Origin of the sequence: Microcoleus sp. w1-18aA5 (assembly GCF_036701705.1) — a bacterium.
Classification (GTDB): Bacteria; Cyanobacteriota; Cyanobacteriia; order Cyanobacteriales; family Microcoleaceae; genus Microcoleus.
Genome location: NZ_JAUPTE010000009.1, coordinates 1 through 24756, shown reverse-complemented (window position 1 = coordinate 24756; position 24756 = coordinate 1). Strand labels below are relative to the sequence as shown.

Below are 24756 nucleotides of genomic sequence, written 5' to 3'. Positions count from 1 at the left end.
CTTAGTCTAAAATTTTGGGCTACTGGCGCCTCCAATCGGAAAGCAAGTATGCGTTTTTGGGCGGGGACACCAATCCCGTGTTTCGCGCCAATAACGAATAATTAATAACCCATAACCCATAATTACTGACTAATGACTAATAATTACTGACTAATGACTAATGACTAACGACTAATGACTAACGACTAATAACTACTGACTAATAATCCATCTTCTCGATATGTTCCCTAATTTCATTTAGGTCTATATACCTATCTGTAGCATTTCGTAACTCTCTAGCAATCATTCCTTCGGTTGATACCACAGTAATATGAGTATTTTTCGAGCGGAGCAGCTCGATCGCCCGCTCAAAATCCCCATCCCCGCTAAACAGCACAACTTGGTCGTATTGATCCACGGTATTAAACATATCAACCACAATTTCTATGTCTAAATTAGCCTTTTGAGAATATCTGCCCGAAGCATCGTCGTAATATTCCTTAAGAATTTTAGTGCGAACCGTGTAACCCAGACTGATCAAAGCATCTCGAAATCCCCTTTGATCTTGGGGATCTTTCAGACCCGTATACCAGAAAGCATTGATCAAGATGACATTCGGCTGCGAAGTTTTGAAATATTCGAGCACCCTGCGAGGATCAAAAAACCAACCGTTCTTTTGTTGAGCGTAGAACATATTGTTCCCGTCCACAAAAATAGAAAGGCGGTTCATTAAGTTTGTCATAGAAACTTAGACCTAATAATTGTAGAAAGAAGTTAATCTAAATATCACATTTTAGCAACATGGAGCTAACTGAGGCAATAGATTAGACTTCAGAAAACTCCATCTCCCCAGTATTTCATATTTTCGGCTCTACCGCCAGAGGGCTCTTTTAACCCTGCTTGCATTTGAGCGAGGGGCCCTCACAAACTATACGCCCAGTAACTTAATACCGGCTGCCGTGTCAAGGTTAATGGCGCCTTCAAACTACCGTGCCCACCGCCCTACAGCCAAGCAGGCATACCGAAGCGCATAGCAGTAGATTTTGCTCCCCTGATTTCATAGCGCAGACTACCTCAGCTCAAGCCTTTTTGCTTTCAAGAGCCCAGCGAGCTAACTCTGTCCGGTTGTGCAGACCTGTTTTGCCCAGCATATTGCTGACGTGGCTTTCGATTGTCCGCTGGCTGACATTCATCACGTCTGCGATCTGGCGGTTTGCCATACCCTGCGCTAGCAACTGTACGACCTTTAACTCAGTGGGAGTCAATTCGACATTGCGGCGCGCCTTAATTTTTGGGCCACTGTCCATACCGGGATTTGAGTGGCTAATCAAGCGGGATGCAGCTTTCAGAGAAGATTCCACTTGGGCCACCAGTTCTTCTGGTTCAAAAGGCTTGACTATATAAACGTCAGCCCCAGTGCTCAAGCCTTTTACTCGGTCTGAACTTTGACCTTTTGCGGACAAGAAAAGAACCGGAATCCAGCTCGTGCGAGGGTCTTCTCTGATGTGTTTGACTAAAGTGTAGCCGTCCATTTCCGGCATCATCACGTCGCAGATCATCAAGTCGGGAACTTCTTGTTCTAGTTTTTCCAGAGCGTCTCTGCCGTTTTCTGCTGTAATGACGTTGTAACCCCGAAACTCCAAGTAGTCCTTGACCAGCAAGATCAAATTGGGGTCGTCGTCAACCAGCATCAGCCGTTTTTGTTCTCCTGAATTATTGTCCTTTGTCATGTTTATTCCCGCTAAAGTATCCCGCATACTTCCTTGTTTTCACTTCTGTTTTTTCGGTCAGTCCCCCGCCACCCGGCTGGGAGTGGAGGACGACGATCGACTGAAGGGATGGCGGTGAGGGAAAGCGGGGCGGGTATTACCGCTTCCCAACCTGTAATCGACGGCTGTTTGTGAGTGTCTTACGACCTGGAACGCAGCCAAAACCAGTAATGGACGATCGCCCTGTCAAGATCAGCCTTGATTGATTGGAGATTGCCTAACAGAGCGCAAGTTAAATATTTAATCTCGATCGGTTCAATTTCAGGTCAATGCCCCGGTTTTAAATGATACTTCTGATATAGAGAAATTTAAGCAGACTCCCTACTTACGTATTTAACTGTTTCTAGTGTAGTTTGGCAACCTCCTGAGTGTCTGCCACTGAGAAATTTTGTGCAAAAATTTCTCAGTTCCTCCGATCGATTTTTTTTGTGTACCTTTTGAGAAACACCAGGAACACGGGAAGCCACACAGGGAAGACAAGAACCTAACTACAGTTTTATGGAGCTGTAGCAGGTGCGATCGCCCGCAAGCCAAACTGTCTCAAATTCTCACCCTTAACCTTAAATTTAACCTTTAATTATACCCATGTACTTTAACAGCGCTATAATTAGACGTTTTGCTCCGCCTCAGCAGGCACTGGCAAAGGATGAGTCAAGAAAGCGTATTCTTGAACGACTTTTGAGTTTAGAAGATGTTCCTGAATAATTCTCTCAATGACGGGTGGAGTAACGTCGCGATACCACACTCCGTCTGGATAGACTACCATAATCGGGCCAGACGCGCACACTCGCAGGCAATTGGCTTTCGTGCGAAAGACGCAGGTTGGTCGAGTGGCACTTGGCTTGTCCAAGCCCAATTCTTGCAAGCGTTTTTTTAAGTAATTCCACGCCTCCAGACTTGTTTGCCGATCGCAGCACTTGGGCACGGTTTGGTCGGCACAGATAAAAATATGCCGCTCGATTTGAGCGATTCCCAGGCTTTGGACGCAAGCGCTCAAGCCTTGGCTGCAAGATTCCTCGTTATTTTCTGTCATTTTATTCATCAATCAAAAGTAATTGGTTAGCGGTCTAAAGTCATCACCACAGCCTGTACTCCCAGGGCGGTTTCATTCTCTTGTAGGGGCTGCCCCCCGTGGCTGCCCCTACCTATGAAATAACCGAAAAATCGTCGGTGGGGAGGGTAGGCACGGGGGCACTACCCCTACAAAATCCTCGTTTTTTGGAGAATGAAACAGCCCTGCACTCCCCCCTCTCCTTCCCCTCAACTCATGCTCGGTTCGGGAACCCGTACTGACAACTAAGTTGCGATCGCCCCTTTCTAGAGCTAAATTAGCACTCAGGAGTCGAGAGTGCTAATATGTCAGTTGTAAGTAGTCCGCTGTTGCTTTCATCGTGACCCCTGACGACTGACGACAATCTGTAATCTGGAGATTTATTTATGGCAGCAGTATCACTGAGTGTTTCTACCGTTAAACCGTTAGGCGAGCGCGTGTTCGTAAAAGTAAGCGCTAGCGAAGAAAAAACCGCCGGCGGCATCCTTCTGCCCGACACAGCTAAGGAAAAGCCCCAAGTAGGCGAAGTCGCGGCCGTGGGCCCCGGCAAGCGCAATGACGACGGCACCCGCATTGAAATGGAAGTCAAAGTCGGCGACAAAGTTCTCTACTCGAAGTACGCCGGCACCGACATCAAACTCGGCACAGACGAATACGTCTTGCTTGCAGAAAAAGACATTCTGGCGATCGTTAACTAATAATCATTAGTCATCAGTCCTTAGTCCTTAGTCATCAGTCATTAGTTTAAAGCGAACGCCGCCAAACAACTAATGACACGGGACAAATGACTAAAATCCATCATCCCCCATCCAAAATCTCAAACCCTCTCATCCCCAAAAACTATGGCTAAGCGTATCATCTACAACGAAAATGCACGTCGCGCCCTCGAACGCGGTATGGACATTTTGGCCGAAGCAGTGGCCGTAACCCTCGGCCCCAAAGGCCGTAACGTGGTTCTCGAAAAGAAATTCGGAGCTCCTCAAATCGTCAATGACGGTGTTACCATCGCCAAAGAAATCGAACTAGAAGACCACGTAGAAAATACAGGCGTTGCCCTGATCCGTCAAGCAGCTTCCAAAACCAACGACGCAGCAGGCGACGGTACCACAACAGCTACCGTTTTGGCTCACGCCATGGTCAAAGAAGGTCTGCGTAACGTAGCAGCCGGCGCAAATGCGATCGCCCTCAAGCGCGGTGTTGACAAAGCAACCACGTTTTTGGTAGAAAAAATTGCCGAACACGCCAAACAAGTAGAAGATTCCAAAGCCATCGCTCAAGTCGGCTCCATCTCTGCTGGTAACGACGATGAAGTCGGCCAAATGATTGCCAACGCAATGGACAAGGTGGGCAAGGAAGGCGTTATTTCCCTGGAAGAAGGGAAGTCTATGACCACCGAATTGGAAATCACCGAAGGGATGCGCTTCGACAAAGGCTACATTTCTCCCTACTTTGTCACCGACACCGAACGGATGGAAGCGATTCTCGAAGAACCCTTCATCTTGCTGACAGACAAGAAAATCGGCTTGGTACAAGACTTAGTACCAGTGCTCGAACAAGTAGCCCGTTCCGGCCGCCCGCTGTTGATCATTGCAGAAGACATTGAGAAAGAAGCTTTAGCTACCCTCGTTGTCAACAAACTGCGCGGTGTGTTGAACGTGACTGCTGTTAAAGCACCTGGTTTTGGCGATCGACGCAAAGCCATGTTAGAAGATATCGCCGTATTGACCGGCGGTCAACTGATCACCGAAGATGCCGGTTTGAAACTGGAAAACACCAAGCTGGAAGTAATCGGCAAAGCTCGCCGCGTCACCATCACCAAAGACAGCACCACAATTGTTGCCGAAGGTAACGAAGTCGCAGTCAAATCTCGCTGCGAACAAATTCGCCGTCAAATGGACGAAACCGAGTCTTCCTACGACAAAGAAAAGCTGCAAGAACGTTTGGCCAAATTGGCTGGCGGCGTCGCAGTCATCAAAGTCGGCGCGGCTACCGAAACAGAAATGAAGGATCGCAAACTGCGTTTGGAAGATGCGATCAACGCAACCAAAGCTGCTGTCGAAGAAGGAATTGTTCCTGGCGGCGGTACAACTTTGGCTCACCTGACTCCTCAATTGGAAGAGTGGGCTAATAGCACTCTCAAGGGCGAAGAATTGACCGGTGCATTGATTGTGGCACGGGCTCTGGCTGCTCCTCTGAAGCGGATTGCTGAAAATGCTGGTTTGAATGGCGCTGTGATTGCTGAGCGCGTCAAAGAAAAGCCGTTCAACGTTGGTTTCAACGCAGCGACAAATGAGTTTGTCGATATGTTTGAAGCTGGTATCGTTGACCCCGCGAAGGTGACTCGTTCTGCTCTGCAAAATGCCGCATCTATTGCTGGTATGGTGCTGACAACCGAGTGCATCGTCGTTGACAAGCCTGAACCGAAGGATGGCGCTGCTGCAGGCGCTGGCGGCGGCATGGGCGGCGGCGACTTCGATTACTAATCGATAGTCGATCGTTTGACGGGGCGGGCCCTAAAGCCCGCCCCGTATAATATTTATAATGTATAATATCTGATATCTTTATATAATTTTTTTTAAAATAAATCTACTATGAATAAAACAGTGATTGCCCTGTATAGGCAGGGGAATGCTAGTTCACCTAGAATGGATAATGTCAGACCCAATAAGGATATTACCGTTTACGAACAACAAGGTGAATTATGGGTTATGCTTAATTTAGAAAAACGGCTGCCAGGAGGAATGTCTAGGTCAGAAGGAATATCAACTTTTGAGACTCCAGGCTCAGGAAAAAATTGGTATAAATTAGACCCTGGCACTCAGATTCCCCCAGAACTGGAATTAGTGAATGACCGTCCGGGTCATTGGTTATTCAAGCCAAGTAGAGCGATGACTCTAGAAAAATACCAAGAGGCACTTCACCTCATAGGCACATTTTTCTGTAAAATAGAATAAGTTAGTAGGAGGTTGGGTTTAAGTAGGGAAACCCAACCTACTAATATAATTAATCGTATGTTTTATGACTCATTCACATTGAGTTACATGAATCGCAAAAAAGCGTCTTTCGGGGATTTTACATTAAAGCTAGCGAATAAGTATTTAGTGGTAGCAAAGTAACAATCATGAATTTATCATTTAAAGATTTAAGGTTTATTATAGAAGCCATTGAGCACCAGATTGATGCCTATCGAGAACGTTTGCAAGTAATTGAAGATACAGATGAGGATGAGGCTGCCGACCTGGGGAACGATATTAAATTTTTAGAACTTCTCCACACCGACCTGATGACAAGTTTAGATCGGGATACATCAGTCAAACCTGTAAGTTATAATGCAAATAATTCGCTGGATGAACAAGATAAGCTTTCAGAAAACTCAAAAGACTTATCTTTTCAAGAATTAGTGAAATTAACAATGAATTTGTCACTGAGCGAGCGATTATTTCTAGTAGAGGCGATTACCGCGTCGGTGCGCCAGGAAGTCACGATCAGCCAGTAATCAGCTAATTTTGTATCGCTCTATTATAACAGCTATATATAGATCGCATACCAGATTTATTTTTGTGAAGGAGAGGCGAAGCATTAGGATAATATAGGGTTTCGGTGGCAATACTTCTTAACCTTTCTACCATTATTAGCTCAGCTTCACCAACTGGATTAAATCTGCGAACATGAGCTTCAACTAAGGCAACGCCTTTATCAGTAATTTTAACATTTTGATAAGATAAGTTTAGAATCTTTCCGCCAGCTTTTGAGGAATTGAAAGATCTGCCACTTGTTGCACCTTTTTCTATCATTTTATTCGAGTGGCTTTAATTTATCTAGTTAATAATAATCTGAAACGCTTAGATGTTACAGTCTACAAGTCTCCACGCGAGAGAAGAGAGACTACTAGACCACCCTCACCGTCCGACCCAGACCTTCCACGCCTTGGGAGGTGTCCTTCTGGTGCTCTATCTGCAAAAGTGAGGTCATTGTAGTGCAGCCATTCGTTCTTTTTTCTCCAACCTACCTTGTCGCCAAACTTCTGCCAAAATTCATTATCATATTCCCTAGTTCCCCCCAAACTTTGATAAATACGATTCTGCACACTAAAGCCGAAGCGCCCATCGCTGTATTGTACCCAAAGTTTGTCAATGGTACGCAAGTCCTCCCAGGGTAATTTTTCAATACTTTTTCTATCCAGCCATCCTTCTTTCTCCCTACCCGCCACCTTCAACATCACTCTCGCCGTTTCCTCATCGGCTTCTTTCCACTTTTTGGCCGCCAATAAATTACGCAAGTTTATATAATCCATCCCCACGGCTGAAATCACCGGCGTAGTCTCATGATGCGCTGGTTTTGGAGGCGTTTCAAAAGATGTTTGTGCTGGCAGAGGGCTATTTTTTGGTGATGGCAATACCACCTGTTTTGGCACCAGCAAATCCAACCATTCCTGCACCGACTGCGGGCGATTGTTCGGTTCCAACTCCATCCCCTTAATAATCGCCACATTCACCCTGTCGCTAATCTTAGAATTGATTTGTTTTGGCGCAATTAAAGGGTCAATTGGTTTTCTATATTTTGACGGACAAGGTAACTCACCCGTCAGCATTGAGTAAAGAGTCACAGCCAAGGAATAAACATCAGTATAAGGGCCCCTTTCTGCCCGTCTTTCATACTGTTCGATGGGCGCAAAACACTCGGTACCAAAAATACTGCTACTTTTCAACTTTCCCGGTACTGTTAACTCCCGCGCCAACCCAAAATCAATCAAAACAGCTTCTAAACCCCGCCGTCTTAACATAATATTTAATGGTTTAACATCGCGGTGAGTCAATCCTTGCTGGTGAAAAAAACTCAGGGCGCCTCCGACTTGTTGAATAATTGGTAAAGCTTTCGCTTCCGACAAAATACCGTTATCTTCGAGATATTCTGCTAAATTAGTGCCGTCGATTAATTCCATCACCATGCACCACAATTGAAGATTTCCTACCATTTCAGGAAATACTTCGTAAACTTGGACGACGTGGGGATGGCTGCACTTGGCTAAAGATAATGCTTCGTTGAGAAATTTGGTTTGTAATTCCTGAAAGTTTGGCTTACCTTGAACGTTAGCATTTAAGGTTTTGATGGCGACTACTTTGCCTTCTTTGGGGTTTTGGGCGCGGTAGGTGACGCCGAATCCGCCGCCGCCGAGGATGGCTTCGATGATGTATTTGCCGTTTTGGAGTTGTTGTCCGGGGGGCCAGTGCCTCATGGCGGGTTTGTGGGGATGGAGAGGATGGTTTTAATTATAGCTGAGACGGGGAATTTTTGTTGAGGCTTTGGGTGAAGTTGAGAAACCGGGTTTTTTAGGAGTTGTTGGGTTTGAGTTAGGTATTGTCGCAAAAACCCGGTTTCTTGGAGTCTTCGCATGGGTGGAGAAACCGGGTTTTTTCGGAGTTTTTGGGTTTGAGTTAGGTATTGTCGCAAAAACCCGGTTTCTTGAGGCCTTTAACAGTGCCGTGTCCCTACAAAGTTCGATCGCCCTATTTGCGTGTAAAATTGACTAAAATCTAAATATTTTCAGCAGCGCGAGACCACTCAATCCTTAACACATCATTGTCTCAATAACCAGGTACACCATTTATGAAACTTTATCACACTCCCATTTCCACCAACTCCCGCCGCGTGTGGGTCGCCCTTTTAGAAAAAAACCTCGATTTTGAATTAATAGAAATCCACTTGGACGGCGATCACTTGCAGTCTGAATTTGTGGCAATGAATCCTTTTCACCGCATCCCTGTTTTGGTCGATGATGGCTTCACCGTCTTCGAGTCTCTGGCAATTCTTGACTATCTAGAAACGAAGTATCCCGAACCGGTAATGCTCCCGAAAGAACCGCAAGATTTGGCAGTTGTGAAAATGGTAGAATTTGTCACGATTAACGAACTTGGGCCGGCCCTTTCCCCCCTCATCAGCGAAAAAATGGGTTGGGGAAATCCTGAACCTCAAGCAATAAAAAAGGCGAAGGAAAAAGTCAATACTGTGCTGGCATTTTTTGAAGGTTTGTTGGACGATCGCCCTTTTTTCGCTAGCAACAGTGTCACGTTTGCCGAGTGCGTTGCCGGTACCGTCGTGCCCTTGCTATCTTGGGTTGGTGTGTCCATAGACGGTTATCCAAAAATTCAAGCTTGGTGCGATCGACTGCTTGCCCGCCCCTCATGGCAGCAAACTCAATTCACCGAGGCAGATTTGGCGGCTTTCGCATCTCGGAGACAAAAGTTTCTCGCACAATCTGAAGCCTCATGAACCAATCAACACTCAAGCGATCGCTTTTTTTCCTAGCTGTTTTTGCCTGCATCCAAATTCCCATCGCAGCAATGGGGCAGCCCGCAGCCCGATCGAACTACGAAGCAATTAACGCTAAACAGTTCGTTGCTGCTCGCAAAATTACCGTCTCCAACCCCAAAGATATCGCAGTACAACTCTTTTGCAGCGAGAGAGAATCTGAAGGCAGAAAAAGCGACCAAATTTCGGTTGAATATCCCACGCGAGAAACAGCAGTAATTGTCCAAACCGTCGTAGGTTTAGCTGACGATTCTGTAGCTGCAATGCGACACAGAATCGAACTCAGACGCAGGCAAAATAAGTGGGAAATTGTCTGGATTGGCCGACAATTCAAGTGTCAACCAAATCGCGGACACCAAGATTGGGCAAGCGGCCTCTGTAGGTAGAAAGGTCGATCGGCTTTTTGATTACATTCATTCGCCCTGCGTGGGTTGCGAGGAACGAAGCTAGGGCTTGACGCTACCGACGAAAAACAGAGGCCCAGAAAGATTCGCTACCGCTGGCTGCCTGCAGAAATAAGTTATTCCTGCGTAAGTTCAGGAAGCAGTCTGGGCTCCGCGTTGTTCCCTTGCTGCGCGACAATCTTAAAACTATTTTCGGTGTCGATCGCTCTTTTAGACTAAAAGAGCGATCGAACTCAGAAGTTTACTTGCACATAATCAAATTTCCAGCCGAGATGAATCCCGGCACAGGGCCTGAAATCTCAAGCCAATTGCGCTCTTCTCCATTCTTATCTTTCACTAATTGGAAATTGGGAACAAGCGTTACTTGACCGTTAGCCGCTACGCTGCCTTTAACAGCAGAAGTCTTTGAAGGCTCCGCGCGGATAACTAGACCCTTCGGCGCTACGCGAGGTTCTACTTGGCGACACAGACTTACAGGGCCCACTGCTGGTGCTGGTGCTGGTGCAGGCGCTGGTGCAGGCGCTGGTGCAGGCGCTGGTGCAGGCGCTGGTGCAGGCGCTGGTGCAGGCGCTGGTGTAGGTGCCGGTGCAGGCGCTGGTGCAGGCGCTGGTGCAGGCGCTGGTGCAGGCGCTGGTGCAGGTGCAGGCGCTGGTGCAGGCGCTGGTGCAGGTGCAGGTGCCGGTGCAGGTGCCGGTGCAGGCGCTGGTGCGGGACTTGGGGAAGGAGTTTGACTAATTGTGCACGAACCTAAATTACTTTCGTCGTTGGGATAGCCACTAGCCACATACCCTGTGACGGGAGCGGTAATTTGAATCCAGAGGCGACCGTCGGAGGCTTTAACAGAAGTAGCACCTTGGGACAGTGTTACCTGTGTGTTAAGTGCTACTCCGCCAACTCTAGGGGATTTGGGGTCTGGGTTCTGACGAACCGTCAAACCTTCTTTGGGAGTGACTTTGCGGCAAAGGTTGCCAGCCTGGGCTATTTGAAACGTGGCGCTATCTTCAAAGGAAATATTTTCAGCATCTTGACTGACAGTGGATGTTGATGGGGCGGCAACAGCGATGGCATTCGCCTGCAAACTTCCGGCTACGAGCGCGATCGCGCCCAGCAATGCAGCGGGTTTATTCCAGCAATTCAAGTTTTTCATCCGTTCAAATCCTCACTTAACCACAATAATTATCTTAATTGCAGGTCAATATAGCAAAAAAATCGATTTGTCTTCCACAAAAAAGCTTTATATAACTTTTTTATGACCGCAAGTCAAATTTTATTGATATTATTTAATGTTTGGTGAGTTGAGCGAAGAGACATAAAGCTGCTACGCCTATAAATGGCTCATTATGGCAGAGCGGGATAGGGGGAGAAGGTCAGAGTGTCCGAGTCGGGGAATGGCAGAGGTGGAAAGCCAACAGTTAACTGTTTAAATGCGGGACAGTTTACTAGGAATCAAAGTCATGTGTTGTCCGCCAATATCTTGTCAGGTGTCCGTTAAACCATTTAGCGGCCTGTTGTTACAGTTGAGTAATATGGGGCTACATTTCAGGTGAATTCTTGGCAGCTTCGAGAGCGAGATTCTGCTGGAGATGCTCCAAGAGTCAGATTGACCAAGAATTTCTTGATGGTGCAAGCCCCCGGATTTATCCGTAGAATCAATCCCAAATCGAAAATCGAACATCCTTAAGCCCCCCCATTTATCCGTGGGGTCGCCTCTAAAATCTAAAATCGATTGACAGGCGATTGGCGCGATCGACCCCATCGTCGCAGTGGGGTGTCGGAAGCCGGATACAGTTCTTCGATCTCGCTGACATAACTCCATTGTCGATCGTACCTTACTTAAAATTGTGGTAAACAGCACCAATCGCTAGCATTGACCCGAGGGCTGGCGTCAATTTGATAAAATTTTCCAAAACGGAAACTTATCGGCTTGAGGCACAGTTGTGTTTTTCTGGCTAAAGTCGCCCCGCCATCAGCGACAGTTGCTTTAGCTGTTTGGAACCGATTTTGTTCCTGTGGAGACAACCAGCACAAAACCTCCGAACAAAAGCAGCCCGCTCACATCAGAAACCAAATATTTGCGCCAATTCTGATTTAATTATATTGCTATAGCAACCGCACTCGATGTTTAGGAGGTTTTCAATTGCTAAAACTAATGCGGTGATTCCTGCGGAATGGGAGCATATTAATGATAGGAAAAATCTTGTTTTGGGAGGGCAATCGGGATTAGCGCAGGCACAAGGAGAGGAAAAGCCCAACTAATCTCCTCCCTTCTTCCTTCTTTCCGAAATAACTAAAGCCTTCTCTCTTCGAGAGTTAAAGTTTTCTTCCTTCTACTATATAATGACCAAAGCGTTAAATATTTTTGCAGTGACAATAACTACTAACAAAAAAGACGGCAAATCCTCTAAATATCCCTTTGATGGTCTATCTTTAGACGATCGCAATCCCGACTTCATTCAGCTTTTATTGCCATTCTGGGAATGGCTGTACCGCTACTACTTCCGCGTACAAAGCGACGGCTGGCACCACGTACCCGCCAGCGGAAAAATGCTTGTGGTTGGTTCTCACAACGGGGGACTTGCCGCTCCAGATATGTTTATGTTCCTATACGAATGGTTCCGCAGGTACGGAACGGAACGCTTGGCCTACGGATTGATGCACCCAACGGTTTGGCAAGTTTCTCCTGATGTTGCTAGCATGGCGGTTCAGTGTGGAGCCCTCAAGGCGCATCCGAAAATGGCGATCGCAGCCTTGCGGAAAAATGCCCCAGTTCTCGTCTATCCGGGCGGCGCTCAAGATGTTTTCCGCCCCCACCACTTGCGCGATCAAATCTACTTTGCCGGACGCAAGGGATTTATCAAATTAGCATTGCGAGAAGAAGTACCAATTGTACCAATTATATCGCACGGTGCTCACGATACTTTGATAGTTTTGGCAGATTTGTACGAACAAGCAAAGCAATTGCATGAATTGGGAATGCCGTGGCTATTTGGCATCGATCCGGTGGTATTGCCCGTGTATTTGGGATTGCCTTGGGGGTTGAGTATTGGGCCTTTGCCAAACCTGCCTTTACCCGTGCAAATTCGGACTCGCGTGTGCGAACCGATTGTATTTGAGAGGTATGGTTCGGAGGCGGCGCGCGATCGCGATTATGTTGATGCTTGTTTCGAGCGAGTTACTGCCCAAATGCAAGAACAATTAGATTGTTTGGCTGGCAAGTAACAATTGCACAACTCTAGATTATTCTCTGCAGCAGAAACCGATTTTTTTTACTACAAAATAGCGTGAGTCGCGAGGGATATGGGTAAAAAAACTGGTTTCTTGACTCTTGTGGGTAAGTCGTGACTGCAAACAGTTTTTGAAATAAATCATTAGATTTATTTCAAAAACGGACAATTGCGGTACTAAATCGGATTTTACCCATCTTAATTACGTGAAATACCCGAAAACCGCAGTCGCCAAAGTGATACTTTTTATCATGCAGGTTGTAGCGGACATCATATCAGGTTAAATCAACGCAGGTGAAGAGGATTTCATCTGCGTTTATCTTCCTTACTCGGCGGTGAAAAAATAGACTTGGCAAAACTAACCTGATTCTGTATAAACTCTTGATCTTAATTCTGCGTTCTGTCGAACGGTGACTAATTGCCCGATCGCCTTAAGCGCAATACTGGGAGAAAAAAGTACAGCCGGCGACTCAATCATGTGCACAACTTCCACAAATGCTTGACAAACCTTAACATCTCCGACCAGCACTTTTAACACCAAATCCATGTAATCAATTGTCAGTCGCGTAGCAAGGTTTAGTTTTGCACCTGTACTTCCCGGATAGCGAGAGTCCTGACTGATCGCAAACATCCAAGGAAGAGTGTGTAATTTTGCTAGTTTTTGTTGAAATTCTCGCGCAAGGCCTGTTAAATCGCCTTCTGGATACCGCTCTCTTTGCTTTTGCAAACATTCATCTAGCATCTGAGCATCCAGTGCAGCAACCGTCATTCCGTGTCCGTATATCGGGTTAAAAGCGCAAACTGCATGACCAATAATTATTAAGTTTTCAGGAGAACGACGGAGGCGCTCGTAGTGGCGCCAACGATTTTCTGTACCTCGATAGCTATAAATAGGTGTTATTGCTTCTGCATCTTTAATCGCATCATAAATTGTCGGGGTTGGCAGACTGCGGGCAAATTTTACAAAACCTGCTTCGTCTGTGGGGGGATAATCGCGATCGCCCCCGTCGAGAGTCACCAGCCAGCGATTGCCTTCGATCGGAAAAATTGCACCGCCACGAGTGCGAACTGGCGGGGCTAGTGACACAAATACTGGCGCTGTTTCTGACAATTTACCGCTGCATTTATAGATGCGGCTGGCATAGCCGACAAAAGCATTGATAACAGTTTCTTGCGGAGGTTCATATCCCAAACTTTTCAACCATTGAGGTGTTTTGGAAACTTTGCCGCCAGCATCGACTACTAAATCTGCATACAAATTCTCTGTATGGATGTTACCAGCGTTGTGGCGATCGCGAAAACGCACCGATACGCCAGCAATCCCCGCGCGCGAGGTATTCGCCAGCAACCCCGTTACTGTGCCTCCTTCGAGAAAATGCACCTTCGTATTTTCAGCCAAGCGGCGGCGAATTTGCCAATCAAGTAAATCCCGACTGAACAAAATTAAATCATTTAGATCCGGGCTAAAGTGCGGGGCCCAACCTGCCGGACTAAACCACCCGATCGACCTCGGATCTAAACTAGGAGCACCAGCAGCTACCAGTTCGTTTTCCAAGCCGGGAAAAAACTCTTCGAGAATGATTCTCCCCCGATTTAAAAGGATGTGAAGATGACGGGATTGAGGAATACCGGGGCGAGGTGCGGGTTTTTCTGGAAAAAAATCTCGTTCAACAATACTTACTCGGTCGAAGTGTTTTGCTAATACTCTAGAGGCCAACAGTCCTGCTAAACTGCCTCCAATAATAATTGCATGACTTTCTTGCTGCACTATCGAATTCCTTGAAAGCTAATTTGTTATGGCATTGGTTGATGAATTGTGAACATTTTTTCTGGACTTCGGTACCAACTCTTAATATTGATCGACCAAAGATTTTCCTGTGCGAGAGTTTTAACCCGACTTACCATTACTACCATCTATCTCGGAGGCGCCGCAGCGCACCTTACTCATAACTGAGAACTAACAACTTCACAACTGCCAATTTACATAGCACAAATATTCCTAAAGTGACAGCCCGCCGCAGACATATTTCTACACTTCCGACTGTAGGGGGATGCTTTAGCTCGACAATAAGGCGATGATTGCCATTGGGGGCATGAGTCTAAAACTATACATTAGTTAACTGGCGCCAATGAGCGCGCGCACCCACTCCTTAACGAGGAATATACTATGTATCAAAATTTGCCAATAAATCCACAACTGTATAACATCGGGTTCTGGCTGGCCCAAGTGCCAGTAGACCAGACTACAACAACAAACAGAGTAGAAGACGCAGCACTCCTCTATTCCGGGCCACAATTTTTTATCGCCTTGATAGCTGGAGTCGTGCTCGCCTGCGCTTTCCAACTCTTGCTAACAAATTTATCAGTAGCTGCAGGTCTTTCGTACATGGGACAATCCCACGACGACGACCACCACTCGGATAGCGGCAGCCCCCCAGTCCGCCACATCGGCCGAAAAGTAGGCACTTGGACGCTGATTACCGTCACCATCGCCCTATTCTTCGCTTGCTTGCTAGCAGTTAAGCTTAGCTTGATTAGCAGTCCCGGTTTAGGTGCGATCGTCGGTTTAGTCGTCTGGGCAACCTATTTCTCAATGCTTGTTTGGGTGAGTTCCACCACCGTCGGTTCCTTGATTGGTTCCGTCGTCAACACCGCGACATCAGGCTTTCAAGCCATTGTCGGCACCGCAGCCTCGGCCATCGGCGCCAAAGCAGCCAGCAACCAAGTCGTCGCCACAGCCAAAGCAGCAGCAGCAGCAGTGGGCCATGAACTCGGTAGCGCGATCGACCCCACAAGCTTGCGAGAAAACGTCGAAGACTACATCCAAAGCCTCAAACCGCCAGAATTAGACATCAAAGGGATGCGTAGCGAGTTTGAAAAATTGCTTAACGATCCGCAACTAAAAACTATTGCAGCCGAAAATTTGCCAAATCTCGATCGGCAAACTCTCGTAGATTTAGTAAGTTCGCGATCGGACTTATCAAAACGCGACGTAAACCGGATTGTAGACCAACTTCAAGATGCTTGGAAACAAGTAGGAAAACAAGGGCAGCAATCAGACGGCATCGCCCAATTAGTAGACTATCTCAAATCTGCCAAATCGGGAGATTTGGTCTCAGATAAATTGGCAAGTCGGGTAGAAAAAGCCCTCAGCAATCTGGGCGGTCAAAATTCTGGACAAAGCCCGACCATGATGTCCCAAGCAACGACAATGGCAGTCAATGCTTTAATGGGAATAGTATTGGGTCGAACGGATATTTCTGACTTGGATGTGGAAAAAGTAGTCGGTCAGCTCAAAGAAGCTAAAGAGAAAGTTACCCAGCAAACTGATAAAATTACCGCTCAAGTCAAAGGCGAACCCGTAACTTACAGCCCAATTCGTGCGGACGTAGAAAACTACCTACTCAACACTTATTCGTGGCAGATGAACCCCCAAGCTATCGAGCGCGAATTTCGGGACGTTCTCTACGATCCTACAGCCGATCCTGGAACTGTGCGCCGGGAATTAGAAAAACTAAAACAGTCTAATTTTGCCGAAATCCTGGCCAGTAGAGGCGTTTTTACCCAAGAGAAAATTAAAGAAATTTCCCAGGAATTAGAATCAATTAGACAGCGCGTTTTACAAACCGTGATCTTTGCCGAGGAGCAAGAAAAATCTCGCGATTTGCAGTGGCGGTTGGAAACTTATTTGAAGCTGACGCCGAAAGAAGAACTGACAGCAGCAGGTATCGGGAGCGATTTCAAAAAAATCTTAGAGGATTCCGACGCTAGTTACGAACAGTTGCGCGATCGGCTTTCTCCTTACACCCGCGACAGTTTTGTGCAAATTCTCCGAGGCCGCGAAAACTTCGGATTCCAGGAAGTAGAACAGATTGTTCAAGAGTTGGAAAGGACGCGAGATGTAGTTTTAGCAGATGCTAAAGGTCTGCAAGAAGCAGCGCAAGCCAGACTAGAGAACCAGTGGCAAAGAGTACAAGAATACTTGAAGTCTACGGGTAAAGAAGAACTTAATCCCCAAGGCATCAAGCGCGATTTGAAAACGCTGCTGGACAACCCGGAGGCGGGAATGTGGGCGCTGAGAGCTAGAGCTTCTAAGTTCGATCGCGAAACTTTGGTAAAATTGCTATCTCAGCGGAAAGACCTCAGCGAAGACCAAGTAAATCACCTTCTCGACAGCGCCGAAGAAAATTGGCACAGCGCGGTGCATACGCCGCAAAAGTTGGCCGAAAAAGCTAAGGATCAGTACGACAATACAACAACCGCCCTTGCAGATTACCTCCGCAATACGGGCAAATCAGAACTCAATCCTGAAGGGATTCAGCGGGATTTGACAAAACTGCTGCAAAATCCCAAAGAAGGAGCTTTAGCGCTGCGTGGCCGTCTGTCTCAAGTCGATCGCGATACTTTGGTAAAACTGCTTTCTCAGAGACAAGATTTGAGCGAGGAACAAGTCAATCAAATTATCGACCAAGTGCAGGAAACTCTTGGGTCGATTGTGAAAGCGCCGCGCCGTTTGGCAAAGCGGATGCAAAGCCAAGTACACGATTTTCAGAGTGTTTTAGAAGATTATTTGCGTAATACGGGCAAGGATGAATTAAATCCCGATGCCATCAAGCGCGACTTGCAACTGCTGCTGCATGACCCGAAAGTCGGCGCTTACAGTTTGGGCGAGCGCTTGTCGCACATCGATCGAGCTACAGTGGTTTCTCTGTTGTCTCAGCGGCCGGATATTTCTGAAGCAGAAGCCAATCGCATTGTCGATGGGATTTTGTCGGTGCGCGATGAGTTCGCAATGCAAATTCAGAAAATACAGGAGGGTATTCAGTCGGTAATTGACGGAATTCTCGGAAAAATTCGGGATTACCTCAATTCGCTCGATCGCCCTGAACTCAACTACGAAGGCATTACGCGGGACGTGCGGAAGTTATTTGACGATCCGCAAGCCGGATTTGATGCTTTGCGCGATCGGCTGGGTCATTTCAACCGCGATACTTTAGTAGCATTAATGAGCTCTCGCGAAGACATTTCCGAAGCAGATGCCAACCGCTTAATCGACCAAATTGAAAGAAGCCGCAACACCGTCTTGCAAAGAGCAGAACGCTTGCAGCAAGAGGCACAGCTTCGCCTCGAAAGCATCAAAGTGCAAGCTGAAAAACAAGCCGAAGAAACCCGGAAAGCAGCAGAAGTTGCCTCTTGGTGGCTGTTTTTCACCGCTCTTACTTCGGCGGCAGCAGCAGCCGGCGCCGGTGCTTTAGCCGTCATCCGATAAAAAAAACTCAAATTGCGATCGGATTGCATATAGTGCCTGATGTGAGTTTCTACTGACATCAGGCACTAATGTTAGTAAAGGATGTGATCGGGGAGTGGGAACTGGTTTTTATTAATTTGTTAGTACGGGTGAATAATGTTAGGGTAAACCAGTTTCTACCCGTTTTTTGAGGCTAGTGCCAACGGTGAATCTATACATTTTAGTTAACAGTTTTGATTAATTTAAAATAGAAAAGTGAAAAGCCGATTTTATTGATTGTTGTCTATTTTATTTGCAGATATAATAAATAAAAAGTCGCCGGATATTCATTGCCTCTGCTATCACAATTTTTGAACGGGGTTCAGGCTTGCAGGCTGGATTTGCTTTGAGGCAGATTCTACAACTGTTGCAAGGATTACTGAAGAATGACAAAAATCAAAACAGTTATTGGAGTGAAAACCTTTTGGCAAAGCAAACTTCGCGGACCAGTTCCCTCTCTCCTCAATATTTTTTAGGTACAATAATAGAGAGGGTTCTCCACCCAGCACGCCTGTTCTCCCAACTGCCCACCTCCCTGGCTGCGTCAGTATCAAACGCGAATTGTTTTGAGTTCTATCGGCGGTTTATGTTGAAGATGCAGATCGTCAGGTTATAACTTGTAGGTCATAGGTTGTAAATAATATGGAACTAAAGCTGTGAAAATACTACACTGACTGTGGGGGGCAACATACCGGATACCTTGGAAATACCAAGGGCTTTGCTTTCGTCAGTCCAGAAAAGTCCAAACACGCAGGCCCTGCGATCGCCAATGCTAAACAACCTACGTCTCAAATCTCTCCTGGCTAGTTGCCTATTAGCACCGTGAGGAGGGCGACGCCATGCAACTCCGAAAAAAAACACTATTAATCATCGGTGCAGCGCTAATCAGCCTGATTGTGGTTCTCTATGCCACTGCATCAACTATTTTGCTGCATGATTTTCACAACCTGGAGGCACAGTACGTCCGCCAGGATGTCGCACGGGCTTTGGACGCATTAGATGATGACTTGTCGAATTTAGACACCAGCGCCCAAGATTACGCCGAGTGGGACGATACTTACTCTTTCGTAGAAACACGGAACGAAAATTTTGTCAAGTCAAATTTTGTCGATTCGACATTTATTTACTTGAGACTAAACTTATTGGTACTGCTGGACTCCAACGGTAAGACGATCTTCAGCAAAGGTTTCGACCTGAAATCCCAAACAGAAATCCCGATTCCCGAAAGCTTAAAACAGCACTTGACCGAGGCGCTACTAGACTCATCGACAGTCGAGGGCGATCGCCCCGCGGCCAAAACAGGCGTCCTCACCTTGCCAGAAGCCAGACTGCTGATTGCCGCCAAGCCCATCTTCAACAGCAACGCCCAAGGCCCGTCGCGGGGAACGCTGATCTTGGGACGCTACCTCGACAGCAGCGAAATCGGTTTGCTTTCAGAACTGACTCACCTGTCAGTGGATTTTAGATTGCCGAGTTTAGATTTTAAAGTGGGAGCAGCGAACTACTCCGGGCACAGCGCCAAGGCGCTGGCTCGATCGAGGCAGGAGTTGGAAAATGTCAAACTCAAAATTTCCAACCTCAAATCAGCAGAAATTTTAGTCGAGCCACTCAGCGACACCTTAGTCGCAGGATACGCCCTGATTCGCGACATCCACGGCAACCTAGCGTTGCTGCTGCGCGTAGAGACAGATCGGATCATCTACGGCCAAGGTCAGGCTACCTTGGAGCTGTTTACCTTATCAATACTGGCAGTAGGTTTAATATTTAGCGCCATCACCCTGCTGTTGCTAGAAAAATTAGTCTTGGCGAGATTGGCTTCCTTGAGCACCAGCGTCAGCAACATCGCAGCCAACGGCGACCCAAGCTTGAGAGTTCATATGGCCGGAGCAGATGAACTCGCAAGCTTGGCCGACGGCATCAACCGAATGCTAGAAGCATTGGGCAATTCTCAAGTCGAACGTAATGAAAGCGAAGACCGCTATCGGTTGATGGCCGAAAACTCAACCGACATGATCACCAGACACGACCCCAAAGGCGTGTTTGTTTACGTCTCGCCCGCCAGCCGGGCTTTGCTGGGATACGAACCTTCGGAACTCATCGGCCGCGTCCCCAAGGATTATTTTCACCCCGACGATTTAGAAACCATTGCCAAAGCTCACTGGAAAGTCCTGGCGCTCCCAGTTACTTACACCGTCAGCTACCGCATCCGCCGCAAAGACGGCAAATACATTTGGTTTGAAACCACCGGCCGCACGATCAGTGATCCCCAAACCGGCGAAGTCCAAGAAATTATCGGCATTTCCCGCGACATCAGCGTGCGGAAGCAAACAGAACAAGAACTACGAGAAAGCGAAGCTGCAATCAAAGCTTTGTACCAAGTGACTTCGGCTCCCCGTACAGACCCGCTCAACCACCTCTCTACCTTTGATTTGCGCCTCCAAGAACTGCTGGCAATGGGATGTCGGCATTTAGGCCTGTCCGTGGGAATTTTGTCCTGCATTGAAGGTGACAACTATCAAATAATGGCTGTTGAGTGTCCCGACCGGTCGATCGTCAAAGACCAAATCTATGATCTGGAAAAAACTTTCTGCGTCGCTACGGCAATGGCCAAAGAACCGATTTACTTTGAGTCGGTGCGATTTTCGGGTTTTTCCTTCAACAGCGACGATCGAGCCTTCCCAATCGAAGCTTACATGGGCATTCCCGTCACGGTGGGAGGTGAAGTTTACGGAACTCTGTGCTTCTTTTCTCCAACTCCTGTGACAGAACCGTTCCGAGTTGTAGATAGAGAGTTGGTGAAACTGATGGCTCAGTGGGTGGGAAGCGAACTCGAACGCCAGCAAACCGACGTAGATTTGGCAAAAGCTCGCGATCAAGCACTGGCGGCTACTAGAGCCAAAAGCGAATTTTTAGCCACCATGAGCCACGAAATTCGCACTCCGATGAATGGAGTCATCGGCATGACCGGTTTGCTGCTGGATACCCCCTTAACTCGCGAACAGCGCGATTTTGTAGAAACTATCCGCAGCAGCGGCGATGCCTTGCTGACGCTGATCAACGATATTCTAGATTTCTCGAAAATTGAGTCGGGCAAATTGGACTTGGAGGAACATCCGTTTGACATCCGCACTTGCATTGAGGAATCTCTAGACTTGGTAGCTGCCAAGGCGGCAGAAAAAAAACTGGAAGTGGGTTACTTGATCGATCGTACAGTACCCGTAACGGCGATCGGCGATAGTACCCGCTTGAGGCAAATTTTAATCAACTTGCTCAGTAATGCTGTTAAATTTACCGACGCTGGAGAAGTGGTGGTTTCGGTGACTGCAAAAAAGATTTCAGTGCCGGCGGCTAAGGCGAAAGAACCGCCATTAATTGCTGGCGAATCGGTAGCAATTAACCCAGCATACGAAATACATTTTGCGGTCAAAGATACCGGTATCGGCATTCCGAGCGATCGCATGGATCGGCTATTTAAATCTTTCAGTCAGGTTGATTCTTCAACGAGCCGGCAGTACGGCGGTACCGGATTGGGTTTGGCAATTAGCAAGCGTTTGGCCGAAATGATGGGCGGCCGGATGTGGGTGGAGAGTATGGGTAGTGTTGCGGGAAATCCTCCTGCAGATTTTAGATCATCGGCAGTTTTTGATTTGGGATGGGCAGAATCTTGCGAAATTGCCGAAAAATATGGCTATGGCAAATCTGTACTCAGTAACAAGCCGCTCGGCCAAAATACGCAATCCGTTGGCTCTACTTTTTATTTTAGTACGATCATTTCTAGCTGCAAGAATTCCTTACCACTTAACTTGAGCAATTCTCAACCTGAATTAGCTGGCAAGCGAGTCTTAATTGTCGATGACAATGCTACCAACCGCAGAATTTTGACTCTCCAAGCTCAGTCTTGGGGAATGGTGGCTAGGGCTTCAGCTTCGGCTCGTTTGGCTTTAGATTGGCTGGCTGCTAAAGAGATGTTTGATTTGGCAGTTTTGGATATGCAAATGCCGGAAATGGACGGGTTGGCTTTAGCGGCGCAAATTCGCCGATATCCTGATTGCGAAAAGTTGCCGTTAGTGATGCTAACTTCGATCGGCAGGCAAGAAATTAACCCCCCGGCTATGGAGATGGATTTTGCTGCTTTTTTAAATAAACCCATCAAACAATCTCAGCTTTACAATGTTTTAATCAATATTTTTGGAGAACAGACAACGGAATTTAAAGGGCAGCGCACTAGCGGGCCTTTCTTACAAACCATACCCGTGCTGGCCGAGAACTTACCTCTGCGGATTCTGTTGGCTGACGATCATTTGGTGAATCAGAAGGTGGCTTTGCAAATTTTACAGCGGATGGGGTATCGCGCGGATGTGGCGGGAAACGGTATCGAAGTGCTCGAAGCTTTGCGCCGCCAGCCTTATGATGTGGTGCTGATGGATGTGCAAATGCCGGAAATGGACGGACTGGAAACTACCCGCCACATCCGCGAGCAATTTTCAGCAGATTTAACTTTAGAAAATCCCACGGGAGAATCAGAAGTTTCCGCAACTGATGAGCCATCTAATAATCTAGACTGGACTAAAAATCCCACGGGAGAATCAGAAGTTTCCGCAACTGATGAGCCATCTAATAATCGAAAATCCCGAACCCAAAATCCCAAATTGGCGGATGAGGAATCTAACAATCGAAAATCGAAAATCGAAAATCGAAAATCGACTGAGGAATCTAACAATCGAAAATCGAAAATCGAAAATCGAAAATCGACAAGACCTTGGATTGTGGCGATGACAGCAAATGCGATGCAGGGCGATCGCGAAGAGTGTATGGCGGCGGGGATGGACGACTATTTGAGCAAGCCGATCGCAATTGACCAGTTGGTGCGAGCTTTGCTCGCGTGTAAATCTCGATCGAACTCTGCATTCGATCGTCTGCAGCCGATCGTTTGTTTGGATGCCTCGGCGGAACAGATCGAAGGAACGAGTGAATTACAAGTGCGATCGAATGTGGCTGTTGCGGGAAATCCACAACTGACAATTCCCAATTCGCCGGCCCTCGTCGATTCTGGTGCATCAAATCTCGATCGGGCTTTGTCACACAGCCACGATTCCCTCAGTGCCAAGATTATAGAGGGACTGCGAGAAGTGGAAGCTTTGGACGAGGCGATCGAGATTTACCTCGAAACAGCTCCCGAACTACTGCGAGGCATCTCTATGGCTCTGTGCAACGCCGATCCGCTGGCTTTGCGGCGATCGGCTCACTCTTTAAAATCGATTAGCGGTACTCTCGGTGCTTTTCGCTTGTATGAGCTGTGCGAGGAACTCGAAATCATGGGCCGCATGGGAACAAATGCTAACCAGCCTTTACCTGATCCGGCCTGCGCGCTTTTAGAAGAGGTTGAGGCGGAGTATCAAAGAGTCGAAACGGCGTTGAAAATAGAAATGCAATACAGCGAAACAAGGACAGAATAATTAACAATTGATAACTAACTATTTGAAGCGAAACAGATATCATGGATCACAATCTAGTTGCTAATATAGTAATATTTTCTGTATTACTACCTTGTACTTTGTACATTGCTTACGCCGCGAAAGTAGCCCTCAATCTCAACCTCGATCTATTCGGTGCAGGTCACACCCCTGCGAAATTAGAAGAGATATCCCGTGGAATCATTAAGTGTAAGTGGTTCCCTAATTCCCACCACTGCCCCGGAAATAATCATGTTAAATAATCAGTCATAAGCTGTTGTGCATTTAACAATAGTCAGGACAGTTTTTATAGGGCCCAGTGGCTTAGGCTCTCTTGACTTCGCAGCCCCTGTGGATAATTAAATCAATGTCAGCTCCACCCCTGACGCGGCATTTAATTCGACTTTTTTATACTCCTTGCCCCGCGTAAGCTTTTAGGAATGAAAAATAAATAAGTTGATTAGTTATCGGTTATAATGAAAAAAGTGTGAGATTACAATTTTTACCAAAACAGAGATCAACTCACAACGGATTTTTCTACTTAACTATTCTAATTTACTTTTAAATCCATGTCTTATTCTAATTTAATTGAGTCAGAAATGAAAAAATTTTATAAATCCTTATCAGAAAAGGATAAAAGGAGGTATGCAGCTATAGAATCTCAAAAATTAGGATGGGGTGGAATTAGTTATGTAATGCAACTTTTGGGATGCAGTCGAAATACCATCATCAAGGGATTGGAAGATTTAGAAAAAATGGACGAACAGACACTCAATAGTTCCCGGATCAGAAAGAAAGGAGGGGGAAGAAAAAGTATTCTGTCTACTCAAATCGGCCTTGATGCAGCATTTTTAGAAGTTTTAAAAAATTACACAGCCGGAGACCCAATGAATGAATTAATCAAATGGACTAATTTGACGCATAAAGAAATAGCTTCTGGACTACGAGCGGCAGGTTTTATCATTAGTTTACCCTTAGTTGCCAAACTATTAAAAAAGCATGGGTATGTGAAACGAAAAGCTCAAAAAAAACAAACAATAGGAATTAATAAAAATCGGGATGCTCAATTTAAAAATATCGCTAGGCTTCATGCAGAGTATAGAGAAGCCAGCAATCCTATCATTAGTTTTGATACCAAAAAGAAAGAAGTTTTAGGAAATTTGTATCGTCCGGGAACTCTCTATACAAAGGAACCTGTTACTACTTTAGATCATGATTTTTGGAGTTTAGGTCACGGTAAAGTGATCCCACATGGGATTTATGATTCTCAACAAAACCGA

17 protein-coding genes are annotated in these 24756 nt (G+C 46.6%); 10 read left to right on the top strand and 7 right to left on the bottom strand.

Annotated features, from left to right (window positions below):
- Window positions 1-199: 199 nt before the first annotated feature.
- The 3 genes from Q5691_RS04945 to Q5691_RS04935 form a co-directional block, all read right to left on the bottom strand.
- Window positions 200-721, bottom strand: coding sequence for a LabA-like NYN domain-containing protein (locus Q5691_RS04945; protein ID WP_006633075.1), 522 nt, complete (start codon window positions 719-721; stop codon window positions 200-202).
- Between the two features lie 337 nt (window positions 722-1058).
- A complete protein-coding gene (locus tag Q5691_RS04940; RefSeq protein WP_333081102.1) occupies window positions 1059-1709 on the bottom strand; it encodes a response regulator transcription factor in 651 nt (216 codons plus the stop codon).
- Between the two features lie 646 nt (window positions 1710-2355).
- Window positions 2356-2781 carry a ferredoxin gene (locus Q5691_RS04935; protein WP_333211816.1) on the bottom strand — a complete coding sequence of 142 codons (426 nt, stop codon included), beginning with the start codon at window positions 2779-2781 and terminating at the stop codon, window positions 2356-2358.
- A gap of 404 nt (window positions 2782-3185) precedes the next feature.
- Between Q5691_RS04935 and groES the strand changes: the two genes are divergently transcribed.
- The 4 genes from groES to Q5691_RS04915 all read left to right on the top strand — a co-directional run bounded on the left by groES (window position 3186) and on the right by Q5691_RS04915 (window position 6295).
- Window positions 3186-3497, top strand: a complete 312-nt coding sequence (gene groES / locus Q5691_RS04930; protein ID WP_332945088.1) for a co-chaperone GroES — start codon at window positions 3186-3188, stop codon at window positions 3495-3497.
- A 144-nt stretch (window positions 3498-3641) separates the two neighbouring features.
- Window positions 3642-5282, top strand: coding sequence for a chaperonin GroEL (gene groL, locus Q5691_RS04925; RefSeq protein WP_333211804.1), 1641 nt, complete (start codon window positions 3642-3644; stop codon window positions 5280-5282).
- 108 nt (window positions 5283-5390) lie between these two features.
- A complete protein-coding gene (locus Q5691_RS04920; RefSeq protein ID WP_333211806.1) occupies window positions 5391-5753 on the top strand; it encodes a Tse2 family ADP-ribosyltransferase toxin in 363 nt (120 codons plus the stop codon).
- A 167-nt stretch (window positions 5754-5920) separates the two neighbouring features.
- Entirely contained in the window at window positions 5921-6295 is a 375-nt protein-coding gene (locus Q5691_RS04915; protein WP_333211808.1) for a hypothetical protein, read from the top strand.
- A 4-nt stretch (window positions 6296-6299) separates the two neighbouring features.
- Here the strand turns inward: Q5691_RS04915 and Q5691_RS04910 are convergent, their stop codons facing one another.
- Both Q5691_RS04910 and Q5691_RS04905 read right to left on the bottom strand, forming a co-directional pair.
- Window positions 6300-6593, bottom strand: a complete 294-nt coding sequence (locus Q5691_RS04910) for a hypothetical protein (RefSeq protein WP_333344037.1) — start codon at window positions 6591-6593, stop codon at window positions 6300-6302.
- A gap of 62 nt (window positions 6594-6655) precedes the next feature.
- Window positions 6656-8035, bottom strand: coding sequence for a serine/threonine-protein kinase (locus Q5691_RS04905; RefSeq protein WP_333213865.1), 1380 nt, complete (start codon window positions 8033-8035; stop codon window positions 6656-6658).
- A 371-nt stretch (window positions 8036-8406) separates the two neighbouring features.
- Here Q5691_RS04905 and Q5691_RS04900 point away from each other — a divergent pair, with 371 nt between their 5' ends.
- Window positions 8407-9069 (top strand): glutathione S-transferase family protein, encoded by a 663-nt coding sequence (locus tag Q5691_RS04900; RefSeq protein WP_333213863.1) that lies wholly within the window; start codon window positions 8407-8409, stop codon window positions 9067-9069.
- On the top strand, window positions 9066-9494 hold the full coding sequence (locus Q5691_RS04895) for a hypothetical protein (RefSeq protein WP_333213861.1): 429 nt from the start codon (window positions 9066-9068) through the stop codon (window positions 9492-9494). The genes Q5691_RS04900 and Q5691_RS04895 overlap by 4 nt, the downstream gene beginning before the upstream one ends.
- Window positions 9495-9753: 259 nt before the next feature.
- Here the strand turns inward: Q5691_RS04895 and Q5691_RS04890 are convergent, their stop codons facing one another.
- Window positions 9754-10659 carry an SH3 domain-containing protein gene (locus Q5691_RS04890; protein WP_333344036.1) on the bottom strand — a complete coding sequence of 302 codons (906 nt, stop codon included), beginning with the start codon at window positions 10657-10659 and terminating at the stop codon, window positions 9754-9756.
- 1190 nt (window positions 10660-11849) lie between these two features.
- Here Q5691_RS04890 and Q5691_RS04885 point away from each other — a divergent pair.
- On the top strand, window positions 11850-12731 hold the full coding sequence (locus Q5691_RS04885; RefSeq protein ID WP_333213857.1) for a lysophospholipid acyltransferase family protein: 882 nt from the start codon (window positions 11850-11852) through the stop codon (window positions 12729-12731).
- A gap of 363 nt (window positions 12732-13094) precedes the next feature.
- On the opposite strand, the gene Q5691_RS04880 is transcribed toward Q5691_RS04885, so the two are convergent.
- Window positions 13095-14504, bottom strand: coding sequence for a 2-polyprenyl-6-methoxyphenol hydroxylase-like oxidoreductase (locus Q5691_RS04880; RefSeq protein ID WP_333213855.1), 1410 nt, complete (start codon window positions 14502-14504; stop codon window positions 13095-13097).
- 399 nt (window positions 14505-14903) lie between these two features.
- Between Q5691_RS04880 and Q5691_RS04875 the strand changes: the two genes are divergently transcribed.
- The 3 genes from Q5691_RS04875 to Q5691_RS04865 all read left to right on the top strand — a co-directional run.
- A complete protein-coding gene (locus tag Q5691_RS04875; protein ID WP_333344034.1) occupies window positions 14904-18005 on the top strand; it encodes an MFS transporter in 3102 nt (1033 codons plus the stop codon).
- Between the two features lie 857 nt (window positions 18006-18862).
- Complete coding sequence (locus Q5691_RS04870; RefSeq protein ID WP_333344033.1) at window positions 18863-23479, top strand: response regulator; 4617 nt, start codon at window positions 18863-18865, stop codon at window positions 23477-23479.
- Between the two features lie 566 nt (window positions 23480-24045).
- Window positions 24046-24756 (top strand): ISAzo13 family transposase (locus Q5691_RS04865; protein WP_333344031.1); only part of this gene is annotated, 711 nt, incomplete at its 3' end.

What these genes read in the sequence shown, in the direction of transcription:
- Q5691_RS04935 (WP_333211816.1), bottom strand. Translation starts at nt 2,781, where the DNA reads ATGACAGAAAATAACGAGGAATCTTGCAGCCAAGGCTTGAGCGCTTGC.
- Q5691_RS04900 (WP_333213863.1), top strand. Translation starts at nt 8,407, where the DNA reads ATGAAACTTTATCACACTCCCATTTCCACCAACTCCCGCCGCGTGTGG.
- Q5691_RS04905 (WP_333213865.1), bottom strand. Translation starts at nt 8,035, where the DNA reads ATGAGGCACTGGCCCCCCGGACAACAACTCCAAAACGGCAAATACATC.
- groL (WP_333211804.1), top strand. Translation starts at nt 3,642, where the DNA reads ATGGCTAAGCGTATCATCTACAACGAAAATGCACGTCGCGCCCTCGAA.
- Q5691_RS04920 (WP_333211806.1), top strand. Translation starts at nt 5,391, where the DNA reads ATGAATAAAACAGTGATTGCCCTGTATAGGCAGGGGAATGCTAGTTCA.
- Q5691_RS04910 (WP_333344037.1), bottom strand. Translation starts at nt 6,593, where the DNA reads ATGATAGAAAAAGGTGCAACAAGTGGCAGATCTTTCAATTCCTCAAAA.
- Q5691_RS04940 (WP_333081102.1), bottom strand. Translation starts at nt 1,709, where the DNA reads ATGACAAAGGACAATAATTCAGGAGAACAAAAACGGCTGATGCTGGTT.
- Q5691_RS04915 (WP_333211808.1), top strand. Translation starts at nt 5,921, where the DNA reads ATGAATTTATCATTTAAAGATTTAAGGTTTATTATAGAAGCCATTGAG.
- Q5691_RS04895 (WP_333213861.1), top strand. Translation starts at nt 9,066, where the DNA reads ATGAACCAATCAACACTCAAGCGATCGCTTTTTTTCCTAGCTGTTTTT.
- Q5691_RS04890 (WP_333344036.1), bottom strand. Translation starts at nt 10,659, where the DNA reads ATGAAAAACTTGAATTGCTGGAATAAACCCGCTGCATTGCTGGGCGCG.
- Q5691_RS04945 (WP_006633075.1), bottom strand. Translation starts at nt 721, where the DNA reads ATGACAAACTTAATGAACCGCCTTTCTATTTTTGTGGACGGGAACAAT.
- Q5691_RS04885 (WP_333213857.1), top strand. Translation starts at nt 11,850, where the DNA reads ATGACCAAAGCGTTAAATATTTTTGCAGTGACAATAACTACTAACAAA.
- Q5691_RS04875 (WP_333344034.1), top strand. Translation starts at nt 14,904, where the DNA reads ATGTATCAAAATTTGCCAATAAATCCACAACTGTATAACATCGGGTTC.
- groES (WP_332945088.1), top strand. Translation starts at nt 3,186, where the DNA reads ATGGCAGCAGTATCACTGAGTGTTTCTACCGTTAAACCGTTAGGCGAG.
- Q5691_RS04870 (WP_333344033.1), top strand. Translation starts at nt 18,863, where the DNA reads ATGCAACTCCGAAAAAAAACACTATTAATCATCGGTGCAGCGCTAATC.